This window comes from Saprospira grandis str. Lewin (assembly GCF_000250635.1).
Lineage (GTDB): Bacteria > Bacteroidota > Bacteroidia > Chitinophagales > Saprospiraceae > Saprospira > Saprospira grandis.
The window spans coordinates 432,707-456,010 of sequence record NC_016940.1 but is presented as its reverse complement, the minus strand read 5'-3'; the positions used below and the strand labels follow the sequence as shown (position 1 = coordinate 456,010).

Annotated in this window: 13 protein-coding genes; 11 read left to right on the top strand and 2 right to left on the bottom strand. The window is 45.2% G+C overall.

The window, feature by feature from the left end:
* Window positions 1–263: 263 nt before the first annotated feature.
* Both bamA and SGRA_RS01975 read left to right on the top strand, forming a co-directional pair.
* Entirely contained in the window at window positions 264–2,837 is a 2,574-nt protein-coding gene (gene bamA, locus SGRA_RS01985) for an outer membrane protein assembly factor BamA (RefSeq protein WP_014373451.1), read from the top strand.
* Between the two features lie 476 nt (window positions 2,838–3,313).
* A complete protein-coding gene (locus tag SGRA_RS01975; RefSeq protein ID WP_014373449.1) occupies window positions 3,314–6,613 on the top strand; it encodes a hypothetical protein in 3,300 nt (1,099 codons plus the stop codon).
* Between the two features lie 289 nt (window positions 6,614–6,902).
* Here SGRA_RS01975 and SGRA_RS01970 read toward each other — a convergent pair whose 3' ends face one another.
* The gene (locus SGRA_RS01970; protein WP_014373448.1) at window positions 6,903–7,871 is read right to left on the bottom strand and encodes a hypothetical protein; all 969 of its coding nucleotides are present in this window, start codon (window positions 7,869–7,871) and stop codon (window positions 6,903–6,905) included.
* A 754-nt stretch (window positions 7,872–8,625) separates the two neighbouring features.
* Here SGRA_RS01970 and SGRA_RS01965 point away from each other — a divergent pair.
* The 3 genes from SGRA_RS01965 (at window position 8,626) to SGRA_RS01955 (ending at window position 12,667) form a co-directional block, all read left to right on the top strand.
* Entirely contained in the window at window positions 8,626–10,017 is a 1,392-nt protein-coding gene (locus SGRA_RS01965) for a di-heme oxidoreductase family protein (RefSeq protein WP_014373447.1), read from the top strand.
* Between the two features lie 312 nt (window positions 10,018–10,329).
* Complete coding sequence (locus SGRA_RS01960; protein ID WP_014373446.1) at window positions 10,330–11,376, top strand: imelysin family protein; 1,047 nt, start codon at window positions 10,330–10,332, stop codon at window positions 11,374–11,376.
* Window positions 11,363–12,667 carry an HTTM domain-containing protein gene (locus SGRA_RS01955; RefSeq protein WP_014373445.1) on the top strand — a complete coding sequence of 435 codons (1,305 nt, stop codon included), beginning with the start codon at window positions 11,363–11,365 and terminating at the stop codon, window positions 12,665–12,667. The genes SGRA_RS01960 and SGRA_RS01955 overlap by 14 nt, the downstream gene beginning before the upstream one ends.
* 232 nt (window positions 12,668–12,899) lie before the next feature.
* Here SGRA_RS01955 and SGRA_RS01950 read toward each other — a convergent pair whose 3' ends face one another.
* Window positions 12,900–13,817 (bottom strand): hypothetical protein, encoded by a 918-nt coding sequence (locus SGRA_RS01950; protein ID WP_014373444.1) that lies wholly within the window; start codon window positions 13,815–13,817, stop codon window positions 12,900–12,902.
* A 488-nt stretch (window positions 13,818–14,305) separates the two neighbouring features.
* On the opposite strand from SGRA_RS01950, the gene SGRA_RS01940 reads away from it, so the two are divergent.
* The 6 genes from SGRA_RS01940 to SGRA_RS01915 all read left to right on the top strand — a co-directional run bounded on the left by SGRA_RS01940 (window position 14,306) and on the right by SGRA_RS01915 (window position 23,278).
* Entirely contained in the window at window positions 14,306–16,081 is a 1,776-nt protein-coding gene (locus SGRA_RS01940; protein ID WP_014373441.1) for a Cas10/Cmr2 second palm domain-containing protein, read from the top strand.
* 14 nt (window positions 16,082–16,095) lie between these two features.
* A complete protein-coding gene (locus tag SGRA_RS01935) occupies window positions 16,096–16,680 on the top strand; it encodes an RAMP superfamily CRISPR-associated protein (RefSeq protein ID WP_014373440.1) in 585 nt (194 codons plus the stop codon).
* 14 nt (window positions 16,681–16,694) lie between these two features.
* Window positions 16,695–18,191 carry a hypothetical protein gene (locus SGRA_RS01930; RefSeq protein WP_014373439.1) on the top strand — a complete coding sequence of 499 codons (1,497 nt, stop codon included), beginning with the start codon at window positions 16,695–16,697 and terminating at the stop codon, window positions 18,189–18,191.
* 228 nt (window positions 18,192–18,419) lie between these two features.
* The gene (locus SGRA_RS01925; RefSeq protein WP_014373438.1) at window positions 18,420–20,096 is read left to right on the top strand and encodes an RAMP superfamily CRISPR-associated protein; all 1,677 of its coding nucleotides are present in this window, start codon (window positions 18,420–18,422) and stop codon (window positions 20,094–20,096) included.
* A gap of 181 nt (window positions 20,097–20,277) precedes the next feature.
* Window positions 20,278–20,766 carry a TIGR04423 family type III CRISPR-associated protein gene (locus SGRA_RS01920; protein WP_014373437.1) on the top strand — a complete coding sequence of 163 codons (489 nt, stop codon included), beginning with the start codon at window positions 20,278–20,280 and terminating at the stop codon, window positions 20,764–20,766.
* 1 nt (window position 20,767) lies between these two features.
* Window positions 20,768–23,278 carry a TIGR03986 family type III CRISPR-associated RAMP protein gene (locus SGRA_RS01915; protein ID WP_014373436.1) on the top strand — a complete coding sequence of 837 codons (2,511 nt, stop codon included), beginning with the start codon at window positions 20,768–20,770 and terminating at the stop codon, window positions 23,276–23,278.
* Window positions 23,279–23,304: the final 26 nt, after the last annotated feature.

The window sequence follows — 23,304 nt, the reverse complement described above, 5'->3', positions numbered from 1 at the left end:
GCAGGCTGAGGGGCTGTAGCAGGGCCGCCAAAGGCGGCAGACCTAGCGGGCAAAGCCCGCGCAGGGCCGAGCGAGCAGCGAGCTGCGGAATGGCCCGACCCGACCGTAGGGAGGGGCAGCCCCAAAAAAGCAGAATAGACAAAATATTTTTTATCTCTTTTAAATCCCCTACCTTTGGCCCGAACTTTCCGTTTTGTTTGGAAAAGGGGGCTAAGTCTGCTCCTCGATCTATGTTTTAAGAAAAAAAAGTCTGCCAAAAACGCATGAACTACAACTCTATACGGCTAGGCGTCTACCTAGCTTGCCTATTTTGCCTGAGCCAACCCTTATTGGCCCAAACCGATAGCCTGCCGAACAGTAATGCAGATACTAGTCTGCCTGTGATGGATTATGAACTGCCTCAAACCTATGAAATTGGAGGCATTAAGGTGGAAGGTTGCGAATATACCGACCCCAATGCCGTGATTGCCGTTTCGGGCCTGAAGGTGGGGGAGAGCATTAAGCTGCCTGGAGATGATATTGGTAAATCAATTCGTAAGCTTTGGGGCCAAGGGCTTTTTGTCGATGTGCAGATTTTGCTCGAACGCCGTTTGGGAGAAGCTGTATTTCTTAAAATTGTCCTTAAGGAGTATCCTCGTTTTGCTCGACATGCCTACCGTGGCGTACGTAAAGGCTGGCAAGATGATTTGAATGAGTTGCTCAACCGCTATTTGCTCAAAGGGCGGGCCGCTACCAAAAGTATGAAGCGCAGTGCTGTGCGAGAAATTAAAGATTTCTTTGCCACCAAAGGCTATCCCGATGCTAGCGTTACTGTAGAAGAAGAGGAAGATATCGTTTTGAAAAATAGTATCCGCTGGGTCTTTAATGTAGATCGAGGGAAGCGGATTCGGATTCAAGATATCAACTTTGTGGGCAACGAAAAGGTCTCTGATGCCAAATTGCGCCGCCTACTGAAAGATACCAAACGGAAACGCCCCATTATGGGCATTTTTAAGCCCTCTAAGTATATTGAGTACGATTATAAGGCCGACAAAGAAAATGTTATGGCCTATTATAATAAGATCGGTTTGCGAGATGCTAAAATTGTCCGCGATTCGGTTTATATCGTAGAAATTCCCAAGAAAAACGGAAAAGTCAAAAAGGCGATCCAAATTGATATGCACATTGATGAGGGGACCACTTACTATTTTGGCGACATTAAGTTTAGAGGAAATAGCTCTTATTCTGATGAGGTTCTGGGCCGCATTCTAGGCATTCGCAGAGGAGAGGTCTATAATGAAGAGCTTTTGCAGAGCCGTATTAGCTTTGACCGCAACGGCCGCGATTTGAGTACGCTCTATATGGATAATGGCTACCTCTTTTTTCAGGCCAATCCCGTAGAAAAAGGCGTGAAAAATGATACCGTAGATATCGAAATCCGCATCCAAGAAGGGCCTGTCGCCACCATTGACCGCGTAATTATTAAGGGGAACGACCGTACGCATGAGCATGTGATCCGCCGAGAGCTACGGACCTTGCCCGGCGCTAAGTTTAGCCGCTCAGATATTATGCGTTCTCAACGCGAACTAATGGCGCTCAACTACTTTAACCCCGAGGCTATGGGCATCAATACGCCTGTAAATCCGCAGCGAGGAACTGTAGATATTGAGTATACCGTAGAAGAACGTCCTTCTGACCAATTGGAACTCTCTGCTGGTTGGGGAGGCTATGGCAACGGATTGATTGGTACGCTTGGGGTCACCTTTAACAACTTTTCTTTGCGCAATCTCTTTAAGGCAGAAGCCTGGAACCCCCTTCCGCAGGGAGATGGACAGCGCCTAAGCTTGCGTATTCAAACAAACGGACGCTATTTTCAGTCCTATAACTTCTCTTTTACCGAACCTTGGCTAGGTGGCAAAAAGCGCAATGCGCTTTCTGTTAGCGCCTACCACTCTAGATACAATAATGGACAAACTCCAGAAAGTAGCAGTTTTCAACAGCTATTAATTACAGGGGTAACGGTGGGCCTAGGGACTCGCCTGCGCTGGCCCGATGACTATTTTAGCTACCAAATCGCTATGGAGTACCAAAATATGAATCTGCTCCGCCGCTACGACTTTACCATTCCTACAGGCATCTTTAATGATCTTTCGATCCGCCAAACCCTCTCTCGGAACTCGGTCAATAACCCGCTTTTCCCCGAGTCAGGATCTACCCTCTCACTCTCTATGAAACTGACCTTCCCTTATTCTTTGGTCAATGGCTGGGATTATACCGATACAGAACTTCCCGATACCGACCGTTTCCGTTGGGTAGAATATCATAAATGGGATTTTGAAAGCGCTTGGTATACCAAGATTGCCAAAAACTTGGTCATTAAGACAGAGGCCAAGCTGGGCTTCTTGGGGAGCTATAATAAGGATGTGGGCTTGTCTCCCTTTGGTCGCTATGAACTAGGTGGTGACGGTATTTCTAACTTTGTGGGCCTACAAGGAAAAGATATTATCTCGCTCCGTGGATACAGCGATCCCGTGACGGATGTGTCTATTGCCAACCAAACAGGGGCGGCGGTCTACAATAAGTTTACGGCCGAATTGCGCTATCTGCTTTCGCCCAACCCCAATGCAACGATCTATGTTTTGGGCTTTGTACAGGGCGGAAATGCTTGGTCTAGCTTCCGCGAATACAATCCATTTATGCTCAAACGTTCAGTAGGAGCGGGCCTTCGGGTTTTCTTGCCTATGTTTGGTACCCTTGGTTTCGATTATGGTATTGGCTTCGATAAGGACCTACCCGCAGGCTCTTCAGTCTTCGATTATGGTTCGTTCAATATCGTTCTTGGCTTCGAGCCCAAGTAAATAATATGAAGCTTAGCTTAGGGAGCAGCAGTTTTCTGTATAGAGAACTGCTGCTATTTTTTTGGGGCTGCCCCTCCCTGCGGTCGGGTCGGGCTGTGCCGTGGCTCGCTGTTCGCTCGGCCCTGCGGCGCTTGCAGCGCCTTGGTCTGCGGCTGCGCCGCACCACTATCCATCCCTCAGCCATGCCAATCCTCTGCAAAAGCGGTATTCCTCGCTTCGCTCCTCATTCATCAATATGTCCCCGCCCACCCTCCCCTCTACGGGATTCCCTAAGGAATCCCTTCGGGAGGGCTGGGCAAAAACCGAACAAAATAAGCCAAAAAAACTAAATAGACAATAGAAAAACAGAATATCAAAAAGGTTTTTTTCTTTTCCCAACAAGCTTTGAAAAACGGCCATAAAGTCCTTAACTTTCGGTAGTTCAAGAAAAAATCTGCCCGCCGCAAGGCAAAATACCTATCTAACATATATATATTATGGCCATCAGCAAGCAACAAAAAGAAAGCTTAGAATTGCTGCAAAAGAAAGCCAACGAATGGCTCTCTAACTACTATCAGTTTGGGCTGTCTTCCGACCCCCAAACCGCAGCCCAACACAGCCAAGTTCTAGCCACCTTGCATCAGACCCAAGCCGCCCTGGCCCAAGCCGATCAAGATGAGCCTAGCGTAGAGGAGCAAGGAACTATCCCCATGCCCGAAGAGGCCGCCGCCGCTCGCGAAGCCAAAAGCGAAGAACGCAGCGCCCAAAAAGCCGCCGCCGAAGAAATTGAAGCAGAAACGGAAAGCGATATCGCTACCCAAGCTAAAGGCAATGCCGACCTCGAGGCCACCCTCAACGGCTGGAAAGACCTGGCCGTCTCTTGGCTCGATACCGGCATCGATAAAATCCTTAGCTCTAAAGAAGGACTAGATAAAGGCATCCTCGCCACCGCTCAAGAGTATATCGGACAAGCCGAAGGCTGGCTCCGCCTCGCCTCCCTCTTTACCGGAGGAGAACTAGGCGATAAAGTAGAAAAGGTCCAAGGATGGATCGAACTTGCCAAATCTGTTATCGAAAAAGTAGAGGCCCTAGAGGAATACCTCGGCCAATGGAGAGATCTAGCCGTAAGCTGGATGGAAGGCGGTATCTCCTCTGTCATTAGCGGTACAGAAGTAGTCGGAGAACTCAGCAATGCCGTTGTGGCAGAAGCCATCGACTTTAAGAAACTAGCCCAGGATTTTGTCGATAAGGCCAAAGCCCTAGGCGACGCTTCCCTAGATGATAAAGTAGCTAGAGCCGAAGAATGGCTCGGCAGCACCCACAATCTCCTCGATAAGGCCGGCGATATCGTCGATAACCTCTTCGCCGATGCCGACAATAATAGCCTGCCCGATTGGTACGACCTACTCGCTCGCGAATGGGATAAACTAGCCGTTATGGATATTATCCCCGGTACCGATATCGATGAACAACTGTTGGGTAAAATCAATGGCTTTAAAACTAAAGCCGAAGAATGGCTGGCTAAGGCCACCGCAGAAATGAACCCTGCCGTCCAAGAGAAAATTGACTTGGTCAAAACTTGGATCTATAATATTCAGAAACTCCTTTCTTTGGCCGAAAAAGGAAAAGAGTTTGTCGATGCCCTCAAAAATAAGGATTTCAATGCCGTCTATGATCAGCTCTCTGCCCTTTGGACAGAGCTCGATGGCGCCAATGATATTTTTGCCGGCACCGATATCGATGATAAACTCCTAGCCAAAGTTCAAGAATACAAACAAAAGGCCGACGAATTTGCCCGCCTAGCCAACTCCCTTATCGCTAAGCTTCCCGCTGGCGAACATCTTGGAGAGGTCCAAGATTGGATCAAAATGGCTATGCAAATTGCTACCGATATGGCCAATGGCGAGGATGTGGTCGGAAAATATCTCCAACTCGCCAAAGAATGGGCCCAGGGCCAAATCAAAAGAGTATTGGATGGCCAAGAAGAATTTACCGCCGAAGTGGCCGGCCAAGTCTCTGGCTTTGTCAATGAAGCTAAACGCTTTGTGGCCTCCGCTTCCGCTATGAAAAATGGCGACTTTAGCGATAAGATTGCTGCCGCAGGCGAATGGATCCAGTCTTCTGAAGGCCTACTCGATAAAGCCTCTGACCTTATCGGCCTAGCTGTTGGCGATGCCGATGGCAATAACTTGCCCGATTGGTATGACCGCCTAGCCGCCGCTTGGGATGATATCACTGGTGGTGGAGACATTATCTCTAACACTAATGTAGATAACGAACTCATCGGTAAGGTCAATATCTTCCGCGCAGAAGCCGAAAAATGGTTGGCTAAAGCCGTAGAAGTTGGTGCCGAGATCCAAGAAAAGATCACTATGGTCAAACAATGGATCGAAGTAGGAGGCAACTTCCTCAAAGAAGTAGCTGGCTTTATTGAAGATATCAAAGAAGGCGACTTCCTCTCTGTCTATGAGAAGATTAAAGCCGCTTACTTTGGCCTTGGCGATACCGACGATATCTTAGAAGGTACTGAAGTAGATAACCGCCTACTCGCTAAAGCTAAAGATCTACAAGGCCAAGCCGAATCTTGGTTGGCTAATGCCCTTACCGGCGGCCGCGCCAATGGAGAAATGACCGATGAGGTTAAAGATATCCTCGGCGCTGTAGATAATGTACTTACTTTCGCTTTGACGAAGTACGAGGTCCAAGATTCTATGATGGAGTTCAATGAGGATAAAATCGTTATTGACTTCCCCAATGCAACAACACTCACAGATGAACAAGAAGCCGCCCTCATCGGAGAGTTCTCTGGTGGATTTGATGGCCCCTTGGTCAATACCCTAGGCGCAGTGCTTACTCGCCTCAACCAAGATATCCTTACCCTCGGCTCTCAAGTAGATGGTGCCTACCGCCAAACAATTGCTTCAGGTGGAGCTGCTGCTGAAGTCTATCTTAAGGCTAAATCAGACTATGAATCTGTAATGAAGAAGCAGAAAGACTTGATGAAGCTGCTAGAATCGGTGCGTAAGGTGGTCGTAAGCTCTATTGGCTTGGCATTGACTCCTGTCAATCCCGCTGTAGCTGCCGGTGTTACCGCTCTACTTAGTGGTAGTGTAAACGGTTTTGGCGATATTGCTAAAATGCTCCTTGGTGCCGCTAGCGAATCTGGTGGAACCATGGGCCAAATTGGTGGTTTCCTCTCTCTTGCCCTTCCTGGCGGAGCTGGCTTGTCTACGATGACAGAGGCCCAGAATGCTGGTTTGATTGACCTCGATGGATTGTACAAGCGTGGGGTCACTAGCAAGTATGAAGAGATGAAAGCCCTCTTGGCCAAAATCCAAGAACAACTGGATATTGTTTATACGAACCTCTATAAGCAAAGAGCCGATCAGCTAGAAGATGCTAAAGGCGCTATTGCTAGCGGTGCAGATCAATGGAAGCGCCTACGCGCCGAAATTATGAGCAAGTATGTCAATACACAGGAAACAAGAGTGAACGAAAAAGCAGCCTACTGGCTCCTTAGCCGTGCCCAATATGCCAACTGGTTGTCTAAGAAAACCGATACGGTGATTGTCGACAATGTAATTGATGCACTAGAACGCTTTGAAATCATGAAAGATGCCGGCGTTAAAGAATGGAACAAAGGCGCAGGTGGAAAAGTGGCCCGTGGCTTGGGTTGGCTACTCGGTGGCTGGGCAAGCTTCGGCTATGACGAGAAAATTGAACAATTTAATAAGTGGGGCCGCCAAGAAATTGGTCGTCTACACAACCAAGCCGTATGGAATGAGGCCTTTGCCTAATCCTCTTCCTACTATTTGAAGCTGTTTTATCTCTGCCAAGATAAAATACATTAACCTCAAACCAGTCTGCTTCTGCAGACTGGTTTTTTTATTTGAAGGAATATACAGTTTGTCCTTATGGAGGAGTTGGCCAAGCCTCCAAAGATGAAAAATAAATGTAGAGCTTAAGGACAAGCAGTCAATAGATGAAAAAACAAAACAGGAGCTAGCCCCCTAAGGAGCTACTCCTGTTTTTCTGTCTATACTGCTAGCTAGAGATCTATAGATAGCTGCTCAGCAGATGGGCTAATTAAAGGATTTCTACCTGAAGCTTGGCCGGGATGCCATGCGTATTATTCACAACCAAGAGTTGGTGCCCATCGGCTACAGTCAAAATAACCGATTGCAAGGGGTCGAGGTTATGCTCCTCCAAAGGAGTGTCTACCGCATTGACCACGGTATAATACTGTAGCTGCGCTCCCTCCAAATGAGTAAGGCGAATGTTTTGGCCCCCTTCCAAGAGGTCTTCCAATTGTCCAGAACGACTATTGGCCTCTAAGCTAATCTCAAAGCTATTGACCTCCTGATCAGGCAACCCATTGTTGTCATTGCTCGTACGGAAGTAATGAAGTTTGTAAAATTTCTCTACCTCATAGAGCTCCTCATAATAGTGGCCCTTTAGTCGGCAAAATACAGCATACAAGCCCTTGGCCAATTCCAAACGCTGCTCTTCCAAAGCTTTAGAGTTAGCCGAACGATAGACCTTTATGCCCTGCTGCTGCATGCGCAAACTTTGTAGCTGCAAACCATAAGCTTCTACGTCTTGGCCCAAAGCACTCAGTTGAGGGTCTAGGTTTAGCCGCTCCGCCAAACTTAAAATAGCCTCAATCCGCATTTCATAAGAGTTGGTCTGAAAAGGCCCCCTTCCGTCTGGCAATAGACGTTTGTATACATTGCTTCGCATGTCATAAACGCCCTGAATCTGAATATCCCACTGACGAATCTTGTTTGTAGAAAGCTCTACCAACATGTCGTTCAAATCGGCCGTCTTTTCCGCCAAGAGAATACGGTCCTGATTGCTCTTTCGATACTGCGCAATAAAGCTGTTGTAAAAGGGCAACAAAAAAGTAAGCAAGTCTTGCAAAAATGGGTCATGAACCGCCATCTCTTGCAGCTTGTGAAGATGATCGGTAGCCAAGAGATACATCTTGCGATGCGAGCCATCGGTAACCGAAATAAAGAAGTTGATCAGCTTAGACCAACGAACTAGATCATTCATAGGAAATGAATTTAATTATTATAAATAATTGATACGTTATAAACCTATGGATAAACTTTCGTAAAGTCAAATGTTTTGCAAATAAATCTAACTTTTTTAACTAAATAATGTACTAAATATTAGTTTTAGGCCAGAAATACTCCCTATTTTGCAGTTAAAGAGGGCTTTAGCCTACTGGCCTGCTGTTGCTAAAACTCAAAAATCATTTGGCTGATGATCCTATCTTACTGTTGAAAGAGAAGGGGGAACTGGCCTTGATGGCCAAAAAGAGCTAAAAGAGTTGGAATGGACCGTCATTTTTCCAGCGAATGCTAAGAATAAATCCCCCAGACCATTATTTTTCTAGCGAATGCTCTTTTTGAGTTGCAATGGACTGTTTTTTTTCCAGCCAATGCTAAGAATAAATCCCTCAGACCATTATTTTTCTAGCGAATGCTCTTTTTGAGTTGCAATGGACTGTTTTTTTTCCAGCGAATGCTAAGAATAAATCCCCCAGACCATTATTTTTCTAGCGAATGCTCTTTTTGAGTTGCAATGGACTGTTTTTTTTCCAGCGAATGCTAAGAATAAATCCCCCAGACCATTTTTTTTCCAGCCAACACTCCTTTGCAATGATTCAAGCTAGTTGCTTTTTCCTCCATGCCATAGATGTAGTTGTTTTCTTAAGGTATTTCTTAATTCTTATTAAGAATTAGTCTAGTTTAATAAGTTGGATTTTTTACTTTTGTGGCAGAACCACTTTATATCTATTTGTATGAAAAAATTACTGCCCATTATCATCATTTCTTTCTTGCTCCTAGGAGCCTGTAAAAAGGAAGAGGGGGCTTTGCAAGCAGAGGCTGGCGAAGAATATAGCGGTGGGGCGACCACCGTCTTTAATAGTTCTCGAAATGCCTTTGGTTTTCAAACTTCGGGTTTGTCTTCTATGGACGAATTGGCCTTTTTTACGGGAAATTCCTTCTTTAATCAATCTTGGGTCTCTTCTCCAGCTTCAACAACGGCCCGGGATGGTCTAGGCCCATTGTTTAATGCGGTCGCTTGTTCTTCCTGCCATTTTAAAGATGGGCGGGGGCGCTCTCCTGCTTTTAGTGGGGAGCTGGGACATGGCCTTTTGCTTCGTTTGTCGGTGCCCGGCGCTTCGGCTGGGGCCAAAAACTGGCCCGAACCTTCTTATGGGGGGCAGCTACAGGACCAAGGGATTAACAATGTTGCGGCAGAGGGGAAAATTAGCATTAGTTACGATTATATTCAGGGGCAATACCCCGATGGCAGTAGCTATGAGTTGCGCAAACCTACTTATGGGGTACAAGAATTAGCCTATGGCCCCTTGGCCGCAGATGTAGAAATATCGCCAAGGGTAGCCAACCAATTAGTGGGGATGGGGCTGATAGAAGCTATTCCCGAACAGAGTATCTTGGCCCTAGAAGATCCACAAGATATAGATGGAAATGGGGTGTCTGGACGGGCCAATTGGATTCCGAGCGCTAACGGACAACTGCTCGGCCGTTATGGCTGGAAAGCCAATGCTGCCACTTTAAGAGAACAGATTACTGCCGCTTTTCAGGGGGATATGGGCATTAGTTCCTCTCTTTTTCCCGAGCAAAATTGTAGTCCGGGCCAAACCGACTGCCAGCAAGCGCCTAATGGCAATAATGCCCAAGGCTACGAACTAGATGATCAGACCTTAGATAGAGTAGAACTTTATTTGCAGGCCTTGGCCGTGCCCGCTCGCAGAGATTGGAAAGACCAAAGGGTCCTTAAAGGCAAAAAATTATTTCTAGAGATGGGCTGTGGCGATTGCCATCGCCCGAGTTTTGAGACAGGAGTGCATGCCTTGGCCCCTCTGTCTAATCAAAAGATTTATCCCTATAGCGACTTTCTCTTACATGATATGGGCGCAGGCCTAGCCGATAACCGCCCCGATTATCTAGCCAATGGCCAAGAGTGGCGAACACAACCTCTTTGGGGCTTGGGCCTCATTTCTACCGTCAATGAGCATTCAGAGCTTTTGCATGATGGCCGAGCCCGAAATATAGAAGAGGCCATCCTCTGGCATGGGGGAGAAGCCGAAGCGGCTAAAGATGCCTTTATGGCCCTAAGCGCAGAAGAGCGCAGCCAAGTGCTCGAATTTTTAAACTCTCTTTAATCTGGCCCTACTTCCTGCGTCTTGCAGGCGGCGCAGCCGCCGCAGGTCACAACAAGGACTTTAGTCCGCCGTTCGACGACCAAAGGGAGTAACCGATCTGAAGGGGTGATTTGCGAGCTATGCCAACTAGGCCCTACTTCCTGCGTCTTGCAGGCGGCGCAGCCGCCGCAGGCCTAGCGATGTGAAAGGGTGGCCGAAGGCCAGACCGAAGCGCTACAAGCGCTGAAGGGCCGAGCGAATAGCGAGCCCTGTAACGTAGCGCCGCAAGCGTAGCGCAGCGGAGGCCCCAAAAATAAAACTACTATATATAATATGAAACGATTAGCTTCTCTATTGGCTATGACCAGCCTTTGTTTCCTTTTTGCTTGTAGCAAGCAGGACAGTTTTGATAAAACGGCCCTTTTGCAAGCTTGGCAAACAGAAGTTATTGCCCCAGCTTGGCAAGAGGTAGCGGCCCAGGGCCCCAACTTAGCCACTAAGGTTAATTTGTTTTTGGCGCAGCCCAGCAATGCCAGTTTGACCGATGCTCGTGAAGCTTGGCGGCAGGCCGCAAGGGCTTGGGGGGCTGCAGAACCCTTTGTTTTTGGCGAAATGAAAAGCCAATATTTGCATTGGGGCATAGGGCGGAGTCCCGCCAATGGCAGTTCTATAGAAGCCAGCATTTCGGATACGAGCCGAACGCTAGACAGCCTGTATATGCGGCAACAGAGCAGTTATGCCAAAAGCCTTTCGGCTATAGAATACCTATTATTTGCCGACAGTAGTCAGCAATTGCCTTTTTCTGCTCGTCGGGCGGATTACCTGCGTTTGGCGGTGCAGCATTTGGCCCTAGAGATGCAAAAACCGCAGGACATTTGGGAAAATCAGGGGGAGGGCCAGCGTTTTGCTGCTGCCGAAGGTTATGAATTGGGCTCGGCCATTAGTGAGCTGAGCAACGGAATGATTAACTTGGCCCAGGAGATGAGCCGCAAGAAGTTAGGAAAACCCTTGGGCAAGGAGAACGATGGGATTTTCCTGCCCGAATCGGTTGAACATCCCGATGCGCACTTTAGCATAGGCCTATTGAAGGCCAATTTTGAGGGTTTGGAAAATGCCTTTTTATTGGGCACGCCCAATTTGCAGGCCTATTGGGAATCGGAAAGCAGCAATGAGGTTCCCGCCCAGTTTTTGGCCAATTTGCAGGCCGCCATCAGCCTTTGCGAAAGCCTAGGCGATGATTTGCAGGCTGCTTTGCAGAACCAACCGGAGGAGGTCGAGCAGCTCTATGATTTGAGTCGAGCCATTTACCTTGCGCTCTCCAATGATATGGCGGCTGTTTTTGGCATCACGGTCTTACCTAGCGACAATGACGGCGATTAAAGCATACCTAAAGCAGGAGCGGGAAGTTCTTCCCCTTCTGCTTTTTCGCATTGTATTGGGGGGTCTTTTTCTTTGGTCGGGCATACGCTTTTGGGCCAAGGGTTGGATCGAAGACTTCTATTTATCGCCCGATTATCACTTTCGTTTTTGGGGTTGGGACTGGCTGCCTTTGGCTTCTCCTCAGCTTTGCTATTTCCTATACAGCCTGATGCTTTTGGCGGCCTTGGGGGTTTTGCTGGGCGCCTTTTATCGCTGGAGCATGGCGCTCTATTTTTTGCTCTTTAGCTACTTTGAGCTTTGGGAGAAATGCCTTTATTTGAACCACTACTATTTTGTGTCCTTATTGGCCTTTCTGCTTTGTTTTGTTCCCTTGCATTGCAATGCTTCTGTGGATGCTTTTTTTCGGCCCAGCCTGCGGCGGCGGCATTTGCCCAACTACTACTTCCTCTTGCCCAAGTTTCTGATCGCCATACTCTATATCTATGCGGCCCTAGCCAAGCTAGAGCCCGACTGGTGGTTTCGGGCGCAGCCCCTAAGCATTTGGTTATCGGCTCGTTCTTCCTATCCTATTTTGGGCCCTATTCTGGCTTGGGGACCTACGGCTTTCCTCATGTCTTGGGCGGGTTTTTTCTATGATTTGCTGGTTCCTTTTGGCTTGAGTTTCCGCAAAACGCGCCCTTGGGCCTATTTATTTGTTATCCTCTTTCATGCGATGACGGCTTTGCTTTTTTCCATTGGGCTTTTTCCCTATGTGATGATGGGCCTGGCCTTGGTTTTCTTCTCGGCGGAGGAATTGGGGCGCTTTCGCTTCATCTATCTGCCGCAGGAGCATTTGGAGCGGCCTTATCGCTTGTATTGGCCCAAATTGCAGGGGGCCATTTGGGTCATTTTCTTTAGTTGGCAACTGCTATTTCCTTGGCGTTTTTTGTTGTATAAGGGGCCAGTTTGTTGGCAGGAGCAGGGTTTTCGCTTTAGTTGGCGGGTCATGTTGGTCGAGAAAGTGGGGCAATTGCATTATCGCTTAATTGACCAAAATGGCCGTCAAAAATTGCTCTATCCGGAGGATAATTTAGAGCCCTGGCAATTGCAGCAGATGCGTTTTCAGCCCGACATGATTCTGGCCTATGCCAAAGATTTGGGGCGGCGGCATGGGGCTCGGGCCATCTATGCGGAGAGCTGGGTATCTTGGAATGGTCGGCCATCTGCCCGTTTGATTGACCCCAACTACAACCTTTTGGAGGCCGAGAATGGTTGGAAAAACTGGGATTGGGTGCTTCCTGCTCCAGATTAGGGCCATATATATAAGGGGGATTTGGGGCCCGCGGCCGGCTAGGCTATCGCCTAGGTCGGCCGCCGCTATGCTACGGGGCTCACAGGTCTGTTCGGCCCTGCGGGCTCCACTTCGTTTCGCCCTGGGTCTGGCCTTCGGCCACCCCTCCGCAGCGCTGGGCCGAGCCAGCCCTTGGCGGGGTTTTATAGACGAAAAGAGCGCCTATCCGATAGGGGATAGGCGCTCTTTATCATTATTTTTTGCGGTTGCCAAACATCTTTTGGAGATTACTTTCTCTTTTCTTTTTGGGCGTTCGCTTCATAATTTCGATAGGGCTTTGGTCATTGACCAGCACATTATTGGGGTCATCTTTAAAGACCTTATCGATGTATACCCAGCGGCCTTTTTTGAGTTCTAGGCCGCAGTAGCTACCGTCGGGCACATTAGAGGCGGGAGCGCCGGGGACGGCTCGGCCATAAATCAGGTGATCGAAGATCACTTTTTGTTGGTCGGGATTATAATTGAGCACAGCGGAGACGGCGGCAGAGTATTGGACAATATGGCGGCTAACGGTTCGCTTCATGCCACGGCCATCTTTAATATCGATAATATTTTGGCCAAACTTGGGGGCTCCTTTTTGGTCAAAATAGAGGATATCGAGCACCTTTCTACGGTCGAAGAAAGAGTAAGAATCTCGGCCAAAGAGCAGATAATACTGTTTTCCGTTCGACTCGAAGGGCTGTATATTATAATAGAGGGCACCATACCAATTATTGGCGGAGAGTCGGCCAAACTGTGGGCTTCTCATTTCGTCGGACTTATCATTGAGGAAAAACAGTTGGCCATCTGCTTTTTGGATAAAGCCGAATTGGGTGTAATGGTCTTTATCTACATATAGCTCCCAGCTAAAGATGCGAAAACTTTTATCGGGGGCATTGAGGAGGGAGACTCCTTTTAGTTGTTCAAAGGGGTAGCTATAGCTTTGGGTATCTTGCAGGGTATTTTGCAGTTCGGTTTTCAGGTTTTGGGCCAGCAAGCTTCGGTTGAAGCTATCTCTTTCTTGTTGTAGTCTTACGGCCAGTTCGGAGAGTTCAATTTCTTTTTGGGGATAATCATTTTGGGCGAAGAGCAGGCTCGGCAGAGCGAGCAGAAAAAAAAGCTTATAGTACATAAGTTATATTTTTTGAGAAGGAATAGAGGGGCCAAGGTATTTTTTTTTCTTCTTTGCTTGGCGCTTAGGGCAAAAGATTTTTCCAAAGTTGTGCCAAGCTGAGCGAAGCTTATTTTTGGGGCCTATTCTTTTGTGGGCTAAAAAAATGGCATTTATCAATAAATGAGTAGCCCTATCAAATTTTGATATATGCCTAAAAAATAAATTTATTGAAAATGAGGCCTTTAGCGCTTGGCCCAGTTTTTTGCCTTGCCCCCAGCTCAATGCCTCCCCTTGAGGCCCCAGCAAAGTTAGGGAAAAGAGAGTGCTTCAAGCAAGTACTCTTTATCCCTTTTTTTGATCAAAGTAAGTGGCCAAAAAGCCTAATATTATATTTTTTTTATTACCTTAAGATCGTAATTATACCGTAAACCTATCCCATGACCCAAACAAATGTAAAGCCCCCCTTTTGGGGGAGGCTGTTGTTGGCTTGGGGTTAAAAGCACATTATGGACGAGAACGTATATTTGTATGCTGCTGCAGTGCAGGGCATACAGTCCTTCATTTTTGAGACCAACAAGCTAAAAGAGATCGCAGGCGCCAGTGAGTTAGTGGCCAAGGTCTCTGACTCAGGAGAGTTTATTGAATTTTTGAAGTCTGTTGGTGTCAGCAACCCCTCTAAGAAGAACTTCCTGATTGCTGCCGCAGGAAATATCAAGTATATTTTTGATAGCAAGGAAGATTGTGAGAAAGCCTTTAGAGAGTTTCCCTATCATATTGCAGAAAAAGCGCCAGGCATCACTATTAGTCAGGCCGTTTTGCCTATTAAGAGAGAAACAATAGGGGAGCAAGACATTCATGAGCTAGAAAACCAATTGAAGGCAGAGCGTAACCGCCCTATGCGGCCCAATACCCTCTCTTGGATGATTACGGCTCGGGTGCCAGAGACCGGGCGGCCAGCTTTGGGAGCTTACCCAGATGGGGAGGTTGAAGAAAAAGACTCTTCTATTAGCAGATTATTCCGCTCTAAGAGTCTTAATTTAGGCCGGTATCGAAAACTCCAAGAAGTAGAATCAAGTACCAACTCTTTACTAAAGAAAAGTCTCAACATTGAGCTAAAAGATAAAGTCTGTGTCTTTGCTAAAGAGCTTAAAAGAATTTGTCCCAATGAGGGACATAGCTGGTTAGCTATGATTCATGCAGATGGCAATGATTTGGGGCGGATTATTCCCAAGCTATTTAAAGGGGTTAAAGGGCAAGCATTTAGAGATAAACAGATTAGGTTTTCAAAGGCATTAGATGATGCAACAAGGCAGGCTGTACAAAAAGCTTTTACTACGATATTTAGAGACGATAAGAAAGATGTAAAGTCTGGCCAAGAAAAAGGCAAAGCCCTCTTTGAACGCTATTATAAAGAGCAAGGAAATGCAGCACCTATTCTAGGCATTCGTCCGGTAGTGATTGGTGGTGATGATTTAAGCATTATGGTTCCTGCAGAAATAGCTTTAGATTTTACCAAGGCATTCTTAGAGGAGTTTCAAAAAGAAACGAAAAAAGAGTTAACGCAGGTTTTTGAGGAAGGAACAGAGGGCTATGATTACGTTAAAAACGGCCTTACGGCTTGTGCTGGAATTGCCTATGTGACGGAGAAGTTTCCTTTTCATTATAGTGCAGATTTAGCGGAAAGTCTTTGTAGTTATACCAAGAAGGTCGCTAAGGCTGCTAGGGCTAAGTCAGAAAAAAACAGAGGGGAGGAGGATAAAGAGACCATTCTAACGCCTGCTAGTTTATCCTTTTATAAGCTAGAGTCTTCTTATGCCAAGGGCTATAGTGATTATTTAAAGGAAGAGCTTTTGCCAGCTATTTATGCTAAAAAGTCAGAAAATAATAAGAACAAAGGTGTTGAGGGGATTTTGAATGACAGAGGTGCTCTAAGTCTCAACCCCTATTTCTTAGCAGAAAAGCCTTTAATGGGCTCGGAAGCTGTTGTACAACAGGCTACAGTAGACGAATTGAGCAATCGTTTAGAGATCTTAAGCAAAAGTGGGAGTCTAGCTAGCCGTCTGCGTAGAGTACTATCTATGCTTTATACGCATGCGCCAGGAGAGATTCAGTTTGAGTTGGAGCGGATTGCTACCTTCTATCCAAAAGAGCTAAAAGGCTTAGGCATCAACCTTCAGGGAAGCGAAGATGTGACTGACAAAATAGTTAAAAACTGTCAGCAGCTACACGACTTATTGAGTCTACACTCATTCTCTAAATTTACTCAAGAAGAACCCGCATAAATCACAAAATAGACATGGAAAACATAAAATATCAAATAGAGTTTTTCTCTGATTGGCATATAGGCAGTGGTTTATCTATTGCAGGAGATGCCGATGCTGCTGTATTAAAGGACAGTAAAGGCCAGCCTTATATTCCTGGCAAAACCTTAAAGGGGATGTTTCGAGATGCTGCTGAGCAATTAGAGGAGTTTAAAGAAAAAGATAGCCCTGAACATAAAGCATGGCAATCCTTTATTGAAGAGGTCTTTGGCAAGCGAGTAAATGCTGGTGAACATGAAGGTACTGCTGGGCAGTGTTTCTTTTCTTCGGCCACTTTGAGCAGTAATCTACAAGAGCTTTTTGATCAAGAGCCTTCGCTAAAAGAAGGCTTGTATCGCAGTATTTCTTCTACGGCTATTAGTTATGAGACTGGCGTGGCCAAGGAACATAGCCTAAGAAAGGTAGAGGTTTGTGCACCTATGGTTTTAGAGGGGGAGATAGAAGGGGAGATATTGGCCAAGCATAAAGACAAGCTAGAGCGCTGTAGCAAAATGATTAAGCAAATGGGCCTTAGCCGTCATCGGGGGCTAGGTCGTGTACAGTTCTCTTTTACTAAATAAAAGCCCAAAATATTATGATAAAACTTCATTTTAAATGTGAGCTCTGCTCTGACATTGTATTGAATGCTAGTGCGGCCACTTCATCCTCGGCCTCGGAGCGCTTAGATTATATTCCTGGCAATAAGTTCTTGGGCATATTCGCCAAGAAACAGTATGGAGCAGTTGATAAACTTGATGTAGACACTGTATTCCATAGTAAATTGGTCTGCTTTAGCGATGCGCATCCCATAGTAAAAGGACAGCGAAGTCTAAAGATGCCCTTAGACTTTTTTACAGATAAAAATGATGAGGAGAAAGGGATTTACCTTAATCATTTATTAGATAAAGGCCATTATGAAACCCTTAGGAAAAATGATGTCCAAACGCGGCAGATGCGTAAGGGCTATTTTATTGAAGCAGAGGGGGCAATCTATAAAGAAGACAGCATATACAGTGATGCCCGCTTTTCTGTGAAATCTGCCTATAATAGAAATAAAAGACGGCCTGAGGATGAGCAGATGTTCGGGTATTTCTCTTTGCCTAAGGGCAGTGTTTGGTCCTTTTATGTTACCCTAAAGGGAGCGGCTGCTGAATCAAAGGATCTAAAAGATCTGATTATTAACAGCCTAGAAGGAAAGGCCAGTATAGGAAAATCTACTACTGCTGAGTATGGTCGGGTTTGTATTACTCATAATAAGGAGTTAGATGTAGAAAATGTTTCGCCCGAATCTGTTACAGTAAGTAAAGATGAGTGGATCAAGGTATATGCAGCAAGTAACCTTTGTTTTCTGGATGATAGTGGGGAGTTCACGCTTAGTCCCAAGGCAGAGGATTTAGATAAAAACTTAGCTGGAATGGAAATCTGCTGGTCCAAAACACAGATTCGCCACCGCTTATATACTAGCTGGAATGGCCACCGCAAGGCTAGAGATGCTGATCGTTGGATCATTGAAAAGGGATCCGTCTTTTTTATCAAGGCGACCAAAGAGGTAGAGCTAAAGCAAAAGCAGAGAGTCGGCCTTTTCCAGAATGAAGGCTTTGGGGAAATCATTTTCCAGGATAAGGTTTTCGATAAAGAAGTACCTGCTATTGAGGAGCATAACTCTTATAATCGATACGAGAAGCCAAGGGAAGATAAGCCAGAAAAAGCCGATAGCTCCGAGACGGAAGGTGGAAGCAAGAAAGCTATTCCACTCAATAGCAAAGAGCAGCAGATCAAAAAGTACTTGAAGCGCATTAAGCAAAGAACGGAGGAAAACAGCACGGCTAAAGAGGTGCTTGATTTTATGAAAACACATCAGGCGGAGATGGTTAAAATATCTTCTAGCCAATGGGGGCAGTTGCACAACTTTGCAATTAACATTGAGGATGAGAAGAACCTAAAAGAATTGCTCTTTAACGACGACATAGGGTTTTTGAATACCGCTAGCCGTAAAAATACATGGAAGCGGAATTTAGTGAAAGGCTTAGAGCAGAAGTATAGTCGCTTCTTTATTATACAGCTTAGTAATGAGGCGGCAAAACGCAGTTAGTTTTGTTTTGGGGCCTCCTGCCTGCGGCAGGCGGTTACTCCCTTTGGTCGTCGAACTGCGGCCTAAAGGCCTTGTTGTCGTTTCGCAGCTCGCAAGCCTGCTCGGCCCTGCGGCGGCAAAGCCGCCTGGGTCTGGCCTTCGGCCACTGCTGCACATCGCTAGGCCAGCCAGCGTTTAGCCTTATTTTATACCCTAATGGGAGTACTCTCCCAGAAAATAAACCGAATTATGAGTGATCAGAAAAAGAACTATAGATATCAGGCTTTTTGCGTAATAGAAGCTCAAAGTCCTATACAAATAGGCAGTGGGGAAAAAGCCCTGACTGTCAGTAATAGCTTATTGAAAGATGCCTTTGGCTTTTATTATATTCCAGCTACAAGTTTGACTGGGGTGCTGCGTCATCTCTTTTGGGAGAAGGATGAAGGCCTAGAAGAAAGTGAAGATTTAAAATCTATCTTTGGCCATCAAGAGATGCAGAAAGATAAGGGCCAAGGAAGTCGCCTTATTTTATCTTCGGCCCATTTGCTCCTTAATGGGAAAAAAATAGCAGACGGACTCTCTGCTGTGGATTTGATAGAAGTAGATGAGCAACTAAAGGGTACAGGGAGCGGCTTTGAGCATATCCAGCCTGTACGCAGAGAGCATGTGCGCATCAACCATAGAGGAGTTGCGGATAAAGATCTGAAAGGAAAGTTTGAGTCAGAATTATTGCCCAAGGGCTGTCGCTTTGCCTTTGAGATAGAGCTAGTAGGAACAGCAGAAGATGCTAAGAATTGGGAAGCTATACTATCGCTCTTGCATCATCCGCTTTTCCGTTTAGGGGGCGGTAGCCGCAAAGGTTTTGGTCGATTTAAGGTAGAGCAACTAATAACAAGAAGCTTGGACCTAAGTCAAGAGGAAGACCTACAAATGTATTTGGCCAAAAGTAGCCAGTTGGCCTATAGAGAAGCAGGGCAGAATAAGTATGCCGCCTTTAAGCCATCTAGCAAATCAGAACAAGCATTTAAGCACTATCGCTTGAGCTTAAGCGCAGAAGACTTTATGCTGTTTGGTGGAGACTTTAATGTGGAGTTGGCAGAGAAAGCTTTGGAGAAAGCAAGAGCAGAGAAAGCAAAGAAAAAACAAGACGAAAAGAAGTCAGACGAAAAAAGTTTGTCGCTTACATCTGCTTTAGCCGACTTCACGCCAAAAACAGAGAAAGTAATCTACTGGGATGGGGGGGAGATGGCAACTACAGATTGCTATCTAATGCCGGCTAGCTCTATAAAGGGGGCTATTGCGCATCGCTTTGTTTATCATTTGAATAAGCTGTTGGGTATTTATGTGGACCAGCAAGAAGTTGATCATGCAGAAGTGGAACGCAAGCTAGCGGACTATGAGCAGCAGTTGGCGGCGCTGGAAAATTATCAAGCTGAACCATTAGAGGCGATAAATGAAGGACTAAAGAAATTGGAGAAACTAGAAAAAGAATTGGTCAAATTAACAGAAGGTCTACAAAATATGGGAAATGCTGAGACAGTAGAGCTACAGAAAACAGCACTATTTGGTCAGGCCTTAGATTCTAAAGCTGCGAAAGGGCAGAGAGGACGCATTCTATTTGAGGATATTTATTTGGCTAAAGATACAAGCGCTAAGAAGATCTTTAACCATGTAGCTATAGATCGCTTTACGGCTGGAGCTTTGGACCAAGCGCTATACAGTGAAGAGGTTTTACAGCCTAGAGAGTCAATGACGCTTAATATTTATGTAGAGCAAAAAGCTTTTGAAGCTGTTGAGGAGAATCAAGTCCAGCAAGCCCTAGAAGCTAGTCTAAAAGACCTTTGTGAGGGCCGTCTGCCCTTAGGTGGAGGCGTAATGCGCGGACATGGCCGAATGAAGGGGGAGATCCAAACTACGGAGGCTTAATGGCCCTTAAAGAGCGGGCCGAAGGCCCGCTAAAGCGGCAGCGCTGGTAGTGGGTGGCCCGCAGGGCCAGACCCAAGCCGCCAAAGGCGGCTGCAGGGCCGAGCTAATAGCGAGCCCACGGACATAGCGCCCCGAAGGGGGCCGCCCAAATCATTATTAGATCAAGAATAGAAAAGCAAAGATGAAAATAGCAGAACAGAAATATAAAAAGCGGGAAATAGCGCTTGAGGAAATCAAAGCGGGGACCTATGAAGGCTACATTTGGCGGAAATCAGCAGAGCGGCCAGAGCTGTATTCGGATGGACTAAAGAATAGCAATAAAAAATCAGCCTTGGATATTGAGGCCTTAAAAAAGGCCTTGAAAGCTGACAATGATGGCTTTATTGTAGAAGCGGCCTTTGTAGATCTTGCAAGCAAGGAAAGTCTGCACATTCGGCAGCTAGGTAAAGAGTTAAAGATTTACTGTGTGAATTTGGCGGAGGTAGAAGGAAACGAGGCTTTTAAATGTATAGATCATGAGCTGCGGATGGCCAAAAATAAGGAGCAAATAATTTTGTTTAAGGAAATCTGGGCATTAGTAGAGGCTGGAAATAATGAATTTAAGGCAGCAGCCTTTGAGCCAATGGGCTGGGCTTTTGCTGGATTTAAAAACCCAAAAAACGAACAATAAGATGAGTATAATTAAAGCGCCGTACAATTTTGTGCCTTTAGAGAAGAAAGTGTTTTACCCTGCTTGGGGACCATTGGTTTCACATGACCAGCCATTTAAAGATGGCCTTTCGGGAACCTTAGAGGTAGAGCTAAAGACACATAGTCCTATTTTTATTGCGAATGGAGTTTTGGGAAAGGATAAGGCTATCTACGACTCTAAGGGCAAAGAGCTAATAAGTAGCGAAGGTGGGCCGTTGGCTTTTTCTCACTATTATGATGCGAATGGGGATAAGCAGTATTTTATTCCAGCTACTTCTTTAAAGGGAATGTTGCGTTCTGTCTTGGAAGTATTGTCTTTTAGTAAGATGAATTTTTATAACGACCATCGTTATGCTGCCCGTGATTTGAGTTCTCATGACAACTTCTATATGAAGAAAATGAAGTATCAGCAATGTGGTTGGATGAAGAAGGAGGGAGATAAATATATTATAGAAAGTTGTGGAGAGCCCAAAAGAATTTCTCATAAGGAATTAGATGATTCTTTTGGTTTAAAAATGTCCGATTATTTTCAAGGTAAAGTTTCTTTAAAGTATGAAAAAACTACTGATGGGCAAGTATCTTCGGAATACAATAAGTATAACGAGCAAGATGATTATTTAAAGTCAGCAAAGCATAAATATGAGTTATATCCTAAAATAGGACTAAAAGATGTTTTTATAGCGAGAACAAAAGATGATAGAGGGCGGAAAGTTTGTACGCTGTCTGAAACAGAAACTAGGCAAAAAGGAAAGGTTGTTTTTACAGGTCAGCCATCTAAAAGGAAAGAGCCCAAGGGAGGGAAATCCTCAGGAAAAGTATTTGAGTTTATCTTTCCTGATATAGGGGGGGAGCAGTTTGTGGTTCCAGAGGAAGTAATTGCTGATTTTAAGTTTGCTTATTTTGATTTTGATGAATATCAACAATCTCATGATTGGAAATATTGGAAGAAACGCTTAGAGGCTGGCAAAGAAGTTCCTGTTTTCTTCATTGAAGAAAAGGGGAAAATTAAGAGCTTAGGTTATTCCTATTTATATAAGCTGCCTTTTAAGCATCGGATTGGAGACTATTTTAAGGATCAAAGATTAAATGAGCTTGATTTAAGTCAATGTATTTTTGGTAATGTTGATGAGGGAGACCAAAAGAATAGCTTGCTCATGCTTAAGGGACGGGTTCAGTTTTCGCATGCTAATTTTATTAAGAAAGATGATGATGACCTTGAAGGAGAGACAGTATCAGCTGTTTTGAGTAGCCCTAAGGCTTCTTATTATCCTAGCTATATTGATCAGGGGGGTGAAACGAAAGTTCCTTACAGACAGCCTTATAAAACATATATGGATGATCCCAAAAGAGTAAACCTAGCAGGTCGGAAGCGATATCCTATACATCAAAATTTTAGTTATGAAAAACTTCCTTCAACAAATGGTATAAATAGAAAAATACTAAGTCATTTTAAGCCATTAAAAGAGGACTTAACTGCAAAGTTTAAAGTGCATTATCACAATTTGCTTCCAGAGGAGTTAGGGGCTTTGATTAGTGCAATTACGATGCATGGAACGGATAGCTGTTTTCACAATTTAGGTATGGGAAAGCCTCTAGGCTTTGGGAAAGTAAAGCTACATCTAAAAACAGAAGAAATTGAAAATAGAAAGGTTGCAGCTTATATGGGGCAATTTGAGTTCTTGATGCAACAATTTTTCAGTGATGAGGGGTTTGAAAAAAGATGGTTGAATAGTGATCCCTTAAAAGAGTTATTAGCCATGACTACGGTACAAAAACAACTGTATGACTTTAATCCTAAGTATATGAAACTTAAGGATTTTAGAAGTGCAAAAAATGAAAATAAAAAGAAAGGGACAATGAAAGAAGCCCTCGTTCGCTATACGAAATTAGGAGCTGTGTCACCAGATAAAACCGAGACAAATGGGGGGCAAGCCTTAACTCCAATTACAAGGGGGAATGCTAGAATAGAACTTATAAAAAAGGCTTTAGTGCTAAAGACAAAAGCAGAGGCTGTGAAAAAAGGGTTGAAAAAAGAGAAACCTAAAGCGGAAGAGCGGCGAAAGCAAATTGAAAGGTTAGCGGAAGAGCGGCGCAAGGAAGAAGAACGGCGAGCAAAAGCAGAAGAGGAAAGGGAGCAGAAGCGTAAAGACGATGCGGCGGAAAGAGAAAAAAAGAAAAAGGAGCTAGATGATGAAATAGCAAAGAATAAACGCTCTTACCCATTCCCAAACCCTCAGGTAAAGGGGCTTTTCAGCGCGACACTTAGTTACTTAGACTACGATCCTATTCCAGAAGCGGAAGAGGAAAAATTCATGCAGTTGTTTAAAGACAGCTTTCAGTTAGTGCTAAAGGAAAACAAACGTACACAGGCAACTTGGATTCCTAGTAAGAAGAAGAAAATGGAGCACACAGAATTCTTTAAATTCTTGAAAAAGTGCTTTAAGGATGAAGCTAAAGCTAAGGAATGGTATGAGGTAATTGTAAAATCATAAACCAACAAAAAAGGCCAAGGACTATA

Coding starts and splice junctions, on each gene's coding strand:
- SGRA_RS01925 (WP_014373438.1), top strand. CDS start 18,420: ATGAGTGATCAGAAAAAGAACTATAGATATCAGGCTTTTTGCGTAATA.
- SGRA_RS01920 (WP_014373437.1), top strand. CDS start 20,278: ATGAAAATAGCAGAACAGAAATATAAAAAGCGGGAAATAGCGCTTGAG.
- SGRA_RS01965 (WP_014373447.1), top strand. CDS start 8,626: ATGAAAAAATTACTGCCCATTATCATCATTTCTTTCTTGCTCCTAGGA.
- SGRA_RS01960 (WP_014373446.1), top strand. CDS start 10,330: ATGAAACGATTAGCTTCTCTATTGGCTATGACCAGCCTTTGTTTCCTT.
- SGRA_RS01930 (WP_014373439.1), top strand. CDS start 16,695: ATGATAAAACTTCATTTTAAATGTGAGCTCTGCTCTGACATTGTATTG.
- SGRA_RS01940 (WP_014373441.1), top strand. CDS start 14,306: ATGGACGAGAACGTATATTTGTATGCTGCTGCAGTGCAGGGCATACAG.
- SGRA_RS01975 (WP_014373449.1), top strand. CDS start 3,314: ATGGCCATCAGCAAGCAACAAAAAGAAAGCTTAGAATTGCTGCAAAAG.
- SGRA_RS01915 (WP_014373436.1), top strand. CDS start 20,768: ATGAGTATAATTAAAGCGCCGTACAATTTTGTGCCTTTAGAGAAGAAA.
- SGRA_RS01955 (WP_014373445.1), top strand. CDS start 11,363: ATGACGGCGATTAAAGCATACCTAAAGCAGGAGCGGGAAGTTCTTCCC.
- SGRA_RS01970 (WP_014373448.1), bottom strand. CDS start 7,871: ATGAATGATCTAGTTCGTTGGTCTAAGCTGATCAACTTCTTTATTTCG.
- bamA (WP_014373451.1), top strand. CDS start 264: ATGAACTACAACTCTATACGGCTAGGCGTCTACCTAGCTTGCCTATTT.
- SGRA_RS01935 (WP_014373440.1), top strand. CDS start 16,096: ATGGAAAACATAAAATATCAAATAGAGTTTTTCTCTGATTGGCATATA.
- SGRA_RS01950 (WP_014373444.1), bottom strand. CDS start 13,817: ATGTACTATAAGCTTTTTTTTCTGCTCGCTCTGCCGAGCCTGCTCTTC.